At 38.2% G+C, this 14525-nt stretch carries 10 protein-coding genes and 1 tRNA gene; 8 read left to right on the top strand and 3 right to left on the bottom strand.

Annotated features, from left to right (window positions below):
- Positions 1-103 precede the first annotated feature (103 nt).
- The 3 genes from trxA to QZ657_RS02235 all read left to right on the top strand — a co-directional run bounded on the left by trxA (position 104) and on the right by QZ657_RS02235 (position 1626).
- Positions 104-421, top strand: a complete 318-nt coding sequence (gene trxA / locus QZ657_RS02245; protein ID WP_024481982.1) for a thioredoxin — start codon at positions 104-106, stop codon at positions 419-421.
- 129 nt (positions 422-550) lie between these two features.
- Positions 551-1480 (top strand): DUF58 domain-containing protein, encoded by a 930-nt coding sequence (locus QZ657_RS02240; RefSeq protein ID WP_291964695.1) that lies wholly within the window; start codon positions 551-553, stop codon positions 1478-1480.
- A gap of 72 nt (positions 1481-1552) precedes the next feature.
- Positions 1553-1626: transfer RNA gene (locus QZ657_RS02235), tRNA-Asp, on the top strand.
- A gap of 95 nt (positions 1627-1721) precedes the next feature.
- Here the strand turns inward: QZ657_RS02235 and QZ657_RS02230 are convergent.
- Positions 1722-2282, bottom strand: coding sequence for a flagellar motor protein MotB (locus QZ657_RS02230; protein ID WP_291964693.1), 561 nt, complete (start codon positions 2280-2282; stop codon positions 1722-1724).
- A gap of 386 nt (positions 2283-2668) precedes the next feature.
- Between QZ657_RS02230 and QZ657_RS02225 the strand changes: the two genes are divergently transcribed.
- The 4 genes from QZ657_RS02225 to QZ657_RS02210 all read left to right on the top strand — a co-directional run bounded on the left by QZ657_RS02225 (position 2669) and on the right by QZ657_RS02210 (position 7192).
- A complete protein-coding gene (locus QZ657_RS02225; RefSeq protein ID WP_291964691.1) occupies positions 2669-3874 on the top strand; it encodes an acyl-CoA dehydrogenase family protein in 1206 nt (401 codons plus the stop codon).
- A gap of 10 nt (positions 3875-3884) precedes the next feature.
- Positions 3885-4520 (top strand): DUF2490 domain-containing protein, encoded by a 636-nt coding sequence (locus tag QZ657_RS02220; protein ID WP_291964689.1) that lies wholly within the window; start codon positions 3885-3887, stop codon positions 4518-4520.
- Positions 4521-5436: 916 nt separating this feature from the next.
- Complete coding sequence (locus QZ657_RS02215; RefSeq protein WP_291964687.1) at positions 5437-6339, top strand: gliding motility-associated C-terminal domain-containing protein; 903 nt, start codon at positions 5437-5439, stop codon at positions 6337-6339.
- A 148-nt stretch (positions 6340-6487) separates the two neighbouring features.
- On the top strand, positions 6488-7192 hold the full coding sequence (locus QZ657_RS02210; protein WP_291964685.1) for a DUF1573 domain-containing protein: 705 nt from the start codon (positions 6488-6490) through the stop codon (positions 7190-7192).
- Positions 7193-7887: 695 nt separating this feature from the next.
- Here the strand turns inward: QZ657_RS02210 and QZ657_RS02205 are convergent.
- Positions 7888-9792: an AAA domain-containing protein gene (locus QZ657_RS02205; protein ID WP_291964683.1), complete on the bottom strand. Its 1905-nt coding sequence runs from the start codon at positions 9790-9792 to the stop codon at positions 7888-7890.
- A gap of 99 nt (positions 9793-9891) precedes the next feature.
- On the opposite strand from QZ657_RS02205, the gene QZ657_RS02200 reads away from it, so the two are divergent.
- A complete protein-coding gene (locus QZ657_RS02200) occupies positions 9892-12993 on the top strand; it encodes a M4 family metallopeptidase (RefSeq protein WP_291964682.1) in 3102 nt (1033 codons plus the stop codon).
- A gap of 317 nt (positions 12994-13310) precedes the next feature.
- On the opposite strand, the gene QZ657_RS02195 is transcribed toward QZ657_RS02200, so the two are convergent.
- Entirely contained in the window at positions 13311-14516 is a 1206-nt protein-coding gene (locus tag QZ657_RS02195; RefSeq protein ID WP_291964680.1) for a hypothetical protein, read from the bottom strand.
- Between the last annotated feature and the right edge of the window lie 9 nt (positions 14517-14525).

The raw sequence follows: 14525 nt of genomic DNA, 5'->3' as shown, positions 1-14525 counted from the left end.
AAATAAATTAGCTTGATACCTTAATAGGTAAAACGAATTACCAGCCTGTAAGGAAACAGAAGAATAATTGACTAAATTTGCATAATCAATAAAAGATATTAAAATGGCACTAGAAATAACAGATGCTACTTTTGACGAGGTAGTTTTAAAAAGCGATAAACCAGTAGTAGTTGATTTTTGGGCAGCATGGTGCGGTCCTTGTCGTATGGTAGGTCCTATCATTGACGAAGTTAGTACTGAATATGACGGTAAAGCTGTTGTAGGAAAAGTAGACGTAGATGCAAATCAAGAATTTGCCGCTAAATACGGTGTACGTAACATACCAACGGTATTGGTATTTAAAGGTGGTGAAATTGTAAGCAGACAAGTAGGTGTATCACCTAAGAAAGTTTACACAGATGCTATAGACGCAGCTTTGTAAAAGCCCGCTTAACTCCCAAAAGGGGAATATAAAATTTAAAAAATCTTGCTTTTAGCAGGATTTTTTATTTGGGATAATTTTAATTCTTCGCGTCCTTAAAGTTAAACCGTCTTTAGTATCTTTAGAATTGTGAATTTACAATCAGAATTAAATAAATCATCATTATTCTCTAACCTAGAGCTACTTGCCAATCAAGTAGTAGAAGGGTTCATTAGTGGAATACACAGAAGCCCTTTCCATGGATTTTCTGCAGAATTTGCAGAACATAAAATCTATAACAATGGCGAAAGCACCAAACACATAGACTGGAAACTCTTTGCGAAAACCGATAAGCTTTACACAAAGCGATATGAAGAAGAGACCAATTTAAGATGCCATATGATATTGGATAATTCCGCTTCCATGTATTATCCAGAGGTTGATAATGTAAGCATAGATTCTTTGAACAAAATAGGATTCAGCGTCCTAGCGATTGCTGCGCTCATGAACGTGCTTAAAAGGCAGCGAGATGCCGTAGGCTTAAGCATTTATTCTGACACTTATAATTATTATGCCCCTGAAAAAGGAAGTGAACGTCATTTTCAAATGTTATTGGCACAATTAAGTGAGATTAGCAAGGCCAAAAATCCTCCAAAAGAGACCAACACTTATACCTACTTACATCAAATAGCAGAAAATATAAAGCGAAGAAGTCTCATTTTTCTGTTTACCGACATGTTTCAAACTGAAAAAAAAGATGATGAACTGTTTGAAGCACTACGTCATTTAAAATACAACAAGCATGATGTGGTTCTTTTTCATCCGATGGACAAGCAACATGAATTATTTTTCGATTTTGAAAATACGCCCAAAAGATTTGTTGATGTAGAAACAGGAGAGCATTTAGACCTTTACGCAGACAATATCAAAGAAGCATATAACGAACGAATTACTACGTATCTATCTGATATTAAAATGAAATGCGCTCAATATAAAATTAAATATGTGGACATAGACATACACAGAGATTTCTCAACGGTGCTCAATACTTTCCTCGTAGAAAGAAATAAATTTCTCTAGATTTAAAAAAAAGTAAAAAAAATGTTTGTGCAATTAAATAAACCACATATATTTGCACTCGCTAAACGCCACGGTCTGGTAGTTCAGTTGGTTAGAATACCTGCCTGTCACGCAGGGGGTCGCGGGTTCGAGTCCCGTCCAGACCGCTCACTAATCCTCTCAAGTCATTGATTTGAGGGGATTTTTATATTCTACGAAGAGGATAATGCTTCTCTAAAGTCCAGTACTACTGCAAACCTCACTAACTCAATTCAGCTGACACCTCCAGTAACTTAAAAAAGTCATCTAATCTCGGAGTAATAGTAATTTCGGTACGTCTATTATTTCTTCTTCCTGTGGTACTGTCATTATTTGATTTGGGTAAATATTCTGATCTACCAGCAGCGGTTAATCGTTGAGGATCGACTTGGAAGTTGTTTTGTAATAATCTGACGACGGCGGTAGCACGGTGTACACTCAGGTCCCAGTTGTCTCTATAGACTCTGTTTTTGATGGGAACGTTATCGGTGTGTCCTTCTATGAGTACATTCATATCAGATTGCTCATTGATGATAAGTGCAACCTTACCCAGTACCTCGTAAGCCGCTTTATTGATCCGCGCACTGCCTGTGCTGAACATCATCTTATCAGACAGCGAAACCATCACAGCATTTCCCTTGACCTCCACTTGTATATCACTATCATCATAATCTATAAGAGAACTTTTAAGCGTTGCCGCCAGCAATTGATTGATAGAATCTTTTCGCTCTACCTCGTCAGATAATTCCTCTATATATTCAAATTGTCTATTGAGAGATCGCATGGATTCTCTGATGCTTTCGGCATCATTTCGATTGATGACTGAGAGGTCGGCCATTCTATCTAGTAGATTGTCGTTAGTTGATTGCAGATGATCTATTTGGTCTTGCAATTCCATTATGACATCTTGCTTTTCTTCTAATTGTTGGTTGATTAACTTCTTCTGGTCAAACTGGCAAGAAGAAAGGAGGATGAGGGTTAGCGTGGTTATAATAGCTTGTCTGATCATGTGTTCTTTATTTTCATATAAAACTAAAAGCAAGTAGAGCGTACTTCAATTGGGGCAATCCATGATTTTATTTTAGGTATTTACCCCAATTTCTGTGTGCTAATTTCTACGGAGATATTACTATATATATCATACCTTTGACCCTCCTAATCAGACATCTAATGATACAAAACGGTACACCTACAACGGCCAGAGTGGATAAGTTCCAACACCATGATTACTATAACATAGACGAATTACTCAGCGAAGATCACCTTCTTGCCAGAGAGGCTGTAAGAGCATGGGTAAAACAGGAGGTAAGCCCCATAATAGAAGAATACTCGGAGAAAGCAGAATGCCCTACCCAATTATTCAAAGGGCTTGCGGAGATAGGGGCCTATGGACCAAGTCTACCCGCAGAGTATGGCGGAGGCGGTATGGACGAAATAGCTTACGGCGTTATAATGCAAGAGCTAGAAAGAGGAGACTCTGGCGTGCGCAGTATGGCTTCTGTACAGGGATCTCTGGTGATGTATCCCATATATAGATTTGGTAGTGAAGAACAAAAGAAAAAGTATTTACCCAAGCTAGGATCGGGAGAATTTATAGGATGTTTTGGACTGACGGAGCCAGATCATGGCTCTAACCCAGGAGGAATGATTACCTCTTTTGTGGAAGATGGCAATGACATAATCCTTAACGGCGCTAAGTTATGGATCACTAATAGTCCCGTCGCCGATCTAGCTGTAGTATGGGCTAAAAACCCAGAAGGAAAGATACAAGGTGTCATTGTAGAAAAAGGAACACCGGGCTTCTCCGCTCCAGAGATTCATGGCAAATGGTCGTTAAGAGCAAGCATTACAGGAGAGTTGATATTCGAAGATGTACGCGTACCAAAATCAAATATACTTCCGAATGTCGTCGGACTCAAAGGTCCTCTTTCTTGCCTATCAAAAGCAAGATATGGAATCGCCTGGGGTGCTATAGGAGCCGCATTGGATTGCTATGATTCTGCTCTTAGATATAGTAAGGAGCGCATACAATTTGACAAGCCAATAGGCCAGTTTCAGTTGACTCAAAAGAAGCTAGCCGAAATGATAACAGAAATCACTAAAGCACAGTTAATGGCATGGAGGCTCGGATCATTAGCGAATAAAGGAAAAGCCTCTCCAGCTCAGATATCTATGGCCAAAAGAAACAATGTACACATGGCCCTAGAGGTAGCAAGAGAAGCCCGTCAGATACATGGAGGCATGGGAATAACTAACGAATACCCTTGTATGCGCCACATGATGAACCTCGAAACAGTACTCACTTATGAGGGAACACATGATGTCCATTTATTAATAACAGGCATGGACGTAACTGGCCTCAATGCATTTAAGTAATCACGAGTCAATGAGAAAATTATCTCTACTACTTATCCTGATATTCTTAGGCCAATCTGATAGCGGCATAGCCCAGTCCGATTTGCAATCCTGGACATCGATCAAATTATCGAGCAAGATCAATGACGAAGTATCTTACGCCATAAGACCCATAATAAGACATCGCAACGACCTCTCGGAATATGACAATTCTTCCATAGATATCTCCATAGCTTTTAATTTGGGCAAAGGGTTTTCTATGGCAATCCTTGAGAGATACTGGTGGTTGCAGAATGGCGTCAATCGGAACTTTTGGTTTTTTGATATTAAGCACAAAGCCAACTTATCCAATAATATAGGAATGTCCAATGTTATACGATGGCACATTGCTCAGGATATCGAGATAGATGACCCAAATTTTATGCGATGGCATCCAACCTTTACATTCAAAACGCAAGGTAGATTTACTCCATATATTGGTACAGAATTATTTTTTCGATTAGATGGTGTCAATGAGTTGCAGCGTACGCGCCATTTAATAGGTTCTAATATAAAGATCACCAATGATTGGTCATTCAACCTGACACTGTGGAAACAAGACAGAGCTAATCTTGATTCACAGTTTACACAGTGGATTATAGTGACCACGGCCGCTTATAATATGTAAGACTGACTTTGTAGATCTTATTCTCTTAGGAATACTAACTTTATAAGACTTCTATAAAGCTATGTCATACAGAACCATTATATTTCTATTCAGTCTCTTCTCCACTTGCATTATTTGCCAAGATTGTTGTGATGATGATACAAGACTCATTCTATGTTATACATCCACTGATGATTATTGTATTTTTTCTAATTGCAACTACACTTTCGATGGTAATAACATGCGGGGCATCCGACAGAAGCTATATAATTCTCAGCTATTCGGAGATAGTGGCGTCGTACCCTGTGCTGTCACTCCCCTTCCATTAAGAAACATCAACTCTGTAAAAGATATAGAAGATCAAAAATGTGACATTATATTGATAGGAAATTTCGCCGCTGATAATAATGCGGGTTTTGGCACTACATTATCCACTTCATTATTGCTAACGATACGTGAGTGGTCCTTAGAGTGCAAAGAGAATCTTGTAATTCTATTCCAAGGAGAATCTAAAATCTGGGGCTACGAAGTAGAAAACGACAATGCAAATCCCAACTTACCCAATGGCAATGACACACTCAATATTTTTGATGGGCCGTTTGGACAACTTACGGAATTTGACCAAGGAGGTAGTTTTCAAGCCAACTTTAGTCAGTTAGCATCCACAGGCGCAGAGGTTCTTTCAGTTGATAATTTTGGGCGCCCCACCATTGTACTTGATAATGAGACTAATGATATAATCATGTCTGATGTAGGTATAATATGTAACACGGCAGGTCTCGTAACTAATAGTCCCAATATATCAAACAGCAATGATATTCTTGCCTGTAACATCTTTGCCCTTGGTTGCCAAATTGCAGACAACTCCTTTATCAAAGATGAAAAGATTACAATATGCCAAGGTCAGTCGTACCAACTGCCAGATGGTCGAAATGTTATGACCACGGGGCTATATACATCGGACCTGTTGACTATTAATGGCTGCGACTCGATAATCAACACGACTCTAGAAGTGGAAGGACAAATAAATGAGTACCGCAATTATCAAGGCTGTCAAAATGATGGCTATACTGAGACAATAGGGACAACGGAATACAACGAAACCAATACATCTGGCGAAGAACGACTCCTGACTACTGCTGGATGTGACTCTGTAGTGGTCGTAGATTTTGTATATGAATCACCTTCCTACTACGAAACCGATACAAGTTTTTGCTCTGAAGACGAATTTTATTTATTTGGAAAATTGGTGTCAGGAGATACCACAATCAGTGATGTAGTAGTTAATGCCAAGGGATGCGATTCTACCATTACCTATTATGTAGAAAGAATTGATTTTCCAGACCTAGAAGTGGAAACTACAGTCGAGATCATCAATAATGAGACTTATACATTCCGAAACAATATTCCTTCTGATCTCAATGTGGAATGGTATCCTATATCAGGATTAAGCTGTGCGGATTGCCCTAATCCAGCTTTGACCAATATTGAAAATATTAGCGAATATACCTTAACCGTATCAGATGATGGAGGATGCCAAATACAATACCTTATCAACATAGAATATACCTGCGATATATATTACCCTAATATAATATCGCTGCAAGATAAGGATCGAGGGTTCCAAGTGCTATCCTCTTGTAGGCTTAATAACTTCGAACTATCCATTTACGATAGATGGGGCGCACCCGTTTTTAGAAGCATTAATCAAGATGAAATTTGGTTTGGAAATAGAAAGAACAAAGCTGTGGAACAGGGCGTATATCTATATATACTAAAATACATCGACCCATCTAATCAGACCATAGTAGAAACTGGGGATATTACAGTAGTGAGATAGTAACGATTGGTCATCTATCATTTGCACCATTTTATCCTTCAATTTCATCTATTCATAGAATAACCATCTTAATCAAAAATATCTTAGGTCAGACCTTCATTTCTATTATGAGCATTAGAATCAATCAATTACCAAAAAAGTGAAATAGATGAAACAAACATTTACATTGTTGGGCATATTTTTATTTGCCCTGAGTAGTTATGCACAATCTACAGAAACCAAAGAAGAGTCAATTGCCACAACGACAATTAACTTTGCAGAAGAGACTTTTGAGTGGGGAGAAATTACACAAGGCGAAAAAATCCAAAATGTATTTTATTTCACGAATACTGGAGAAGAACCACTTATAATTATCAATGCTAAAGGTTCATGCGGATGTACAGTTCCAAGATTTCCTAAAGAACCCATTGCGCCAGGCCAAACCGCTAGCCTATTAGTTCAGTTTGATAGCAAGAACAAAAAAGGGTTACAATCCAAACGAGTAACTATTACAACCAATACAGATCCCGCCATTACATATCTTACCATAAAAGGTAAAGTCACTGTACCAGAAAAAACTGATGAATTATTACAGCGATTTGATGACTTTGATATAATGGCTGAATCAATCAATATCTACCCTAATCCAGCTTCTAGCATCGTCAACTTGACCATAGAGGACAATCCAGGCGAAGAAGCCAATATCGAGATATATAATTCTTTAGGTCAAAGAATGGAATCTATTTATATCGAAAAAGTTAACGAGGCACCAACCGAGATTAACGTACAACAATATACGCCAGGTCTCTATACAATGTCCATCAATCTAAAAAACAACAATAGAATTGCGAAACAATTCAAGGTAGTCAGATAAATAACCTCAGGTTCTTTTTGGAGTTAATTGTAACCTTAGAATATTTGATTAGTAGCCAGGTGATATGCTTAGTTTATGAGCATATCTCATTGGCTATTATTTCTTGGCGTTAACCTTTTTTGCACGACTCTTTCTTTAGGCCCTTTCTGCCAAAGTTACATTCCATAATTCTCCCTTCTTCATCCACTATCTCCCAAATACCAATATTTATAGGTCTAACAAATGAATGAATAAGGACTATCTCTTTCCATAAATCCGTCGGATGACAATGATGACAAGACACCGTATCTCTACGGACTAAGTTATTCTCTCTTAATAATATCTTACCCTTAGCTAGTATACGACCGTCGTCATACTTCTTAAGATTGTATGTCGAATCGCTTAATCTATTGAGTTCATACACAAAATTGGATGATCTGATCTTGGTATATCCATCACTCAGGTTCTCCCACTTCCAATCCTTATCAATTACGTGTTTGTTAGAGCACTTATGACAAAAGGTAATGCTATCTTCTATTACGGGGAGATATCTCTGCGCATTCAGATAGAAAAAAGGAATACAGAGAAATAACATTATAAACACTTTCACTTTTGCTATTTAGCAAACTAACGATAATTATTTAATCAAATTGCGATATCTAATTTGTCATTCGAAAGTCTTTAGCGAGTCCAATAATTACCAGTCTTAGCAACGATCAATAAGACATATACTCCCAAGCCGACTTATAAGACCCTTCCTTCTCGATATGATCCGCTAGGGTGTTGTACAATGGGTAAAGGCTTAGAGTGCTCATATCTCCAATTATAATCAGTTTTTTCCGTGCGCGCGTCATGGCGACATTCAGTCTTTTTTCGTCTTTGAGGAAGCCTATATCCCCAGCATTATTAGACCTGACAAGAGATATATAAATCACATCCTTTTCCTGACCCTGAAAACCATCTATGGAGTTAATGCTTATCAATGTGTCACGAAAACAATCGTCAACTTCTACTTTTCTTTTGAGGAATTTAACCTGTTCGGCATAAGGACTGATGATACCAATAGTATGATTTTGATATATTTCTTTGTGTTGTAAAAAATGTTCCCTTAGGATAAAAAACTCCCCCTCGTTATATCGGCTTCTCGTTTTGGGATTATAATTTTCCTCAAAACCACAACCACTTGTATCTATAAAAACTAATGGTGTACCATCACCTTCTAGAGTCCAATTACTAATGCCTTCCGCAGATTTTAATTGGTTATTATAGAATTGTGCATTAGAGAAAGAAAGTATCTTATCATTCATGCGGTATTGGGTCGTGAGCAAAAAACTGGATGTAATCCGATCCGATAATCTTTGCAATAATGTATCGGACAAACCAAGATTCTCGGCTTGTGGCGACTTTACCGTTGGCGATAACTGTAGATGATCGCCTGCTAATATGACTCGTTTGCATTTGAGTATGGCATTCCAACATTCTGGCTCAAGAGCTTGAGACGCTTCATCTATGACCAAGGTATCAAACTCCAAGTCATTTATCGTCTTGTGACTAACGCCTATCAATGTACTGCATATCACTTTGGCTTCATGGAGTAGGCGATCTATAAGTTTGTGTTCCATATCTCTTGCCCACTTACGTAGCTCTCTGGACTCCTTGTACATCATTTTGCGCTCACTCCGCTCTTTCTGTCCAAATGATCTTTTATACTTCTTGGCTTGTCGGGACGCTTCTATGGCTTCCACCTTTATTTTTTTTATATGCTTCCATTCTTCGTGATTTCTTGCCTTTTCGTCTAGTGTCAGATGTACCAGATTATCACCTATACGGGTGACATTACCTACCCTGATGGTGGGTATACCATTTTGGTCTAAGCGATAGGCTAATAAGTCTACTGCATTATTACTCGGAGCACATACGAGAATATGTTTTTCATTCTTAGTCAATTCCTTGATTAACGAAACCAGTGTGGTTGTCTTTCCCGTCCCAGGAGGTCCATGTATAATACTTAGACTGTGAGATTGTATACACCCACGCAAAGCGGCAGCCTGAGATTCATTAAGGTGAGGCGGCACATAATGTACCTCTTGAGGAATAACATAATCGAGATCTTTCTTTTTCCTTATGCCTTCTCGTAATTCTATTATATGTCGTCGATCTGTTATCTTCAGATTCTCTATGGCCTCTCTCATGACACGATAAGGACGCTCGTCATAGATCATTTCTATACCTATCATGCCTTTCATTTCTTGTAGCTGATCCAGAGTGATCATCTCATCGCCCAGAATAATTCCGATCTTATTCTTTCTCACGAAAGATACTACGCCCTTAGTAGATAAATGTTGTTCGTTACCAGATCGGGCAAAAAGTATGGCGGCTATTCCAGATTTTAGTTTGTGAGGTTGATTGACATTTTTATATCGCTCTAGAGTCACTTCTATTTTTTCACCGACGGTGTAATGTTGGGATAAGACCTGCAGAGGATAATATAGGATACCAGATTCTATCTTCTCTTTGACCGTTCTATCGGCAGCTAGGCTCTGATAATATCTTTCTTCTTCTTTTCTTTCTAATTCGATGGCTTGCAGTAAGACATCGTACCTATCTTGTTCTTGCGACATACTGTGTACAAGGATAATATAATAGGTCTATATGAGCATAATAAGACACAATAATTATCAAGAGTTTCTTAATTTTCTGTCATCTAAAATCGGCTGTCTATGCGACCTATCTTGTTTTTGCTTGTTCTGGTAATGCCATTTATAGTAATTAGTCAAGCCAATATCTCCACACCGCTAGAGCAATTCCAGAATAATAAAATCAGATATTATAAGGATCTTTCGTTAGATCGATCAAATTTTTTCGCTAAGAAAAGAGCCGAATTAAATCTTTCGGATCAAGACAAATTCTTACTCATATCGGATCGACCAGATAAGTCAGGATACGCTAGACTGAAATACCAACAATATCATAAGGACATCAAGGTAAAAGGTGCAGTCTACACATTGCACGAAAAAGATGGCCGCATAATAAAATCGACTGGAAATATATTTCCTATCAAAAAGGTCGACATTCTTAATGCACCACTTCAAAAAACATTTGCAAAGGGAATCGAAGAACAATTTGAATCCAAACTAATACAAGATCAGGATATAGACGATATCACTCATGTCTCATGGTCATCCTCATATAAAGAAACGGTAATCATGGATAAAAGTCATCCAGAGTTTTCTGGCAATTACGCACTTGCTCATGGTTACGAAATCAGTTCATACGATTTCGAAGAGCCGATCAAACATCTGGTATACTTTGATGCACATAATGGTAAAATAAGTAACAGCTTCTCTATAATACAAGGTCATGCTACAAAAGCACGCGCCAAAACTCTATACTATGGAGAGCAAGAAATTATTACTGATTCCATTGCGCCAGACCGCTATCTACTCAGAGACCTAACAAGGGGACAAGGCATTATTACGCTGGATGCGAATACAGACAGAGATACTTTTTGGGACAGCGATAATATATGGGATACATTCAATGAGCAACGTGACGAAGTGGCTCACGATGCGCATTATTGCACCTCCAAATACTATGATATGATGCAAGAATATTTTGATTGGGATGGATTAGACGGTCAAGGTGGCGAACTAGTATCGGTAGTGCATGTCAGAGGACGCTATTATGTCAATGCCTATTGGGATGGAAGCAGGACCAACTATGGAAATGGAGATTGTGATAGATATGGTCCGCTAACTACTCTTGATGTTGTAGGACATGAGTTTGCTCATGGCTGGACGAATAGTACCTCTAATTTGATTTATCGCAACGAGTCAGGAGCGCTGAATGAATCCATAAGTGACATCATAGGCAAAGGTCTGGAGCACTACGCCGATCCTCAGAATTTCAATTGGTACATAGGAGATCGTTTTAGGTTATCAGAAGAGGTGAATTATTTCAGGTCATTAGAAAATCCACATGAGCGATCAGATCCTAAATATTATGGTGGTGACTACTGGCGAACTGGAACAGCTGATAATGGAGGCGTACATACTAATAGCGGCGTATTCAATTATTGGTTCTACTTATTAGTAGAAGGGGGAGCTGGCACAAACGAAACACCAGAAGAATATAACGTGGCTTCCATAGGATGGAAAGATGCATTGGACATAGTGTTTGTATCACAGACAGGATACCTTACAGAGAGCAGCAATTATTTTGATTGTATGTATGCGACCCTAGAGGCGACCGCTGATCTTTTTGGTGAAGAATCTGATCAATATCGTAGCGTGCTCGAATCATGGAAAGCTGTAGGTCTTTATCCAGATATAGATAATTTAGATTTGGGACTAGAACTAGAATCGGGTATCACAACAATATGTGATACGACAACTGATCACTTCGCCAGTGTGATAATTAGAAATAAGGGGCGGTCCACTTATCCCATGACAGATAGTATAATCATAAGATTTGTCCAAAACCGAACTACGGCTATCCAGGAGTCATTATCTGTACCATTAGATCTTGCAGTTGGAGATTCTATAATTTATACTTTTAAAACTCCTATAAAATTAAATCCGGATAACGCCGGAACATACGTAATAGAAGTTTGGGAAGTGGATAATAACAGACTTAACAATAGGGTGACTGGCAATATTTTTATGTCCGAGATACAAGGTCTAGACTTAGAGCTAAGCAACTTTAGCCTAAGCAATAGAACTCTATGTGAAGGAACATCTCCTACACGTTATATATACGGCTATAGAAATCGAGGATGTGAAATTTTGGATGCAGGCGATACAATATTCTTTGATGTTAAAACCGATAAAGGGAATTTTACAATAATCCGTCCTCTACAGTCGGCCGTATTACCTCTGAACTATTATGGCGGCTCGGCTTCTCTTTTTGATATCGAAATCCCAGACGGAATCAAAGATTATAATGTGACTATAAGGCATTCTTCTGATATAAATGAGGATAACGATCAGCAAGAAAATAGTTATAGCGGAATCACACATATAGTGAAAGGATACTTAGAAAAATATGAAGAGACGCATAGAAGAGATTACTATGAAATCAATACTGTTTTTGATTCCTATGATACGGACACTATTATAAGTTGGCAACAAAATAACGGATTAGCTATAGCCGCTATTGATGACGTATTCTACCGAGCCTGTCCTGATGTAGAAGGAATATTTAGCTCTACCTCTTTAACAAGCGAAATAGTCTACTGTATAGATGCATCTGATATGAGTCGACCTATTTTTGAATTCAATCTGGCACAATTCCTTAATCAAAATAGATTCGATGTCATATTGGACGAGAGTTTCGGTACTATCGTGCAAGTCAAAACCGATTCTACCACCTTCCCACTTATATATGGTCAGGAAGAAGGCGTTGTCTATAAACGAAAGTTTGATCTTGTCTCTGGTTATAAGGGTCCCCTTATCATAGAGGTGCTAACGCAATCAGGAGGTGCACTTGGCGCGCAAGCTGCCGACTTCTTTACGGATCGAGATATTGCATTTTTTGATAATACAACTCTAAGAGAAGGTATAGACCAAAATCAGGAATTCAGCGAGCAAGGGTTTGTTATTTTTCCCAATCCCACATCTCATTTTCTCTACGTACAAAACGAAAATCCTGAGTTAGAATTTGACCTCAGCATATTCAATAGTATAGGTCAACTTGTCATGTCCAGAAATAAGCTGAAGGGAATAAGGCGTATCAATTGCTCTGGAATGGCATCTGGCATCTACTATATATCTTTCTTACGAGACGGAAAAATCATAGATACACTTCCTTTAATCAAGGAATAAAAAAATGCATGACGAGGCTCGGACATACATTCCGAATTATACTCTGATCAAGTCAAAGCACCTTGTCATGCAAGAATATTACAAAAGTGTTTACCCAAAATTTAGTCGGAACTCTTCTTAAAGTTGTTCTATTGAGTTCCTTAGCTACTTATAAATCTTCTAAAATGAATGATTTTTTGGAGCTACGCCTATTAATGTAAGGAAGAGATCATTGGTTATGAGAAAACGGCGATTTTTTTTCTCGATTATTTTTCATAAAAATAAAAACTATATTCAATCATCGAACTAAGGCCGTATCGTTTTATTAAAATTGTAAGCTATTTTACATTTTCAATATTCGTATCTCCATAGGACTCTATAATGGCTCTCCTTTTCTTGTAAGACTGCAACTCTATACCATCCCATGTTTTCCCACAAGAATTATGCACAAGAGCATCGAAGAGTATAAGTTTACCATCAGGCTCTACCGTAATTTTTCCATTTTCTGGCATAGATAATCTACAGTGTACTTCGAGTGTCGCACCAGATTTTACGACGATATGCTGATTTACATCTCTTGCTCCTAGCCATTTTATTTCCGAATCAATAGTAATGGTATCCTTAGTATTCAATTTGCACCAATTCGGATTGAGAAGTTTCCGTGTTTTACCATTAATAGTATTAAATCCCTTATGGATTATACCTAGCTGACATGGCGTAATAGCCATTTGACTCTTATTATAATCCATCATATTGTTGGAATGTGATCCTTCGCAAGGTTTCTTTCCTGTGGTATCCCAGCAGTTAGGATGTTTAGGTGTATCATCGCATCTGTCATTAGTTATCCAAGAATGGCTGAGTCCCAGTATGTGCCCTATTTCGTGATTGAGCAGAGTCGCATAAGTCCATGGCTCTTTGCCATCTTCTATCATCCCTGCCATCTTAAGAGAGGTCCCTAGGGCGATTCCTGTACGTCTTGCTTTATATTTTTTAGATCTGAGACTATCTGGATGGTGTGGAAAAACAAATATGTTTAATACCGTGTCCGCTCCGATATTATATTTTTCTAAGATTTTTCTGTTGTAGTTGTTCCTATGTTTTCCATGGGCGATATAATAAGGATCATTTTCTTCTAGGTGTTTGTAGAATCCATTGTCATCCTTATTAAGTACGCCTCTGACATCGTATCTATATTTAGGATTAAGTACGGGTGTATCATTCCCTTCGGGAAGGTTCATCTTTTTGTTGTTCTTTAGTCTTTTGTTTCCATCCCAGATCATCTTCTGCATAAAATCTTGTCCTGCTTCTAAGGAGAAATTTTTGTCTCCTACAAGGTCATCTATAATATGTACGTTAACCTTGATGGACTTAGTAACCGTATATTCATCAGGGACATGATTTAGTGGGTCTCTGCAACCTTTGTCCTTGACAGATATCGGTATGTTATCTAATTGAGATACATCCTTGATAGAAAGAACCTGCAACCTATTGCTACACGAAAAACAAATCAATACTAAAAACCATAGTGACGCTAATCGTATCATCTATATCCT

It is taken from the genome of Maribacter sp. (genome assembly GCA_020629415.1).
Taxonomy (GTDB): Bacteria; Bacteroidota; Bacteroidia; order Flavobacteriales; family Flavobacteriaceae; genus Maribacter; species Maribacter huludaoensis.
This window is presented reverse-complemented; position numbering and strand designations above follow the sequence as displayed.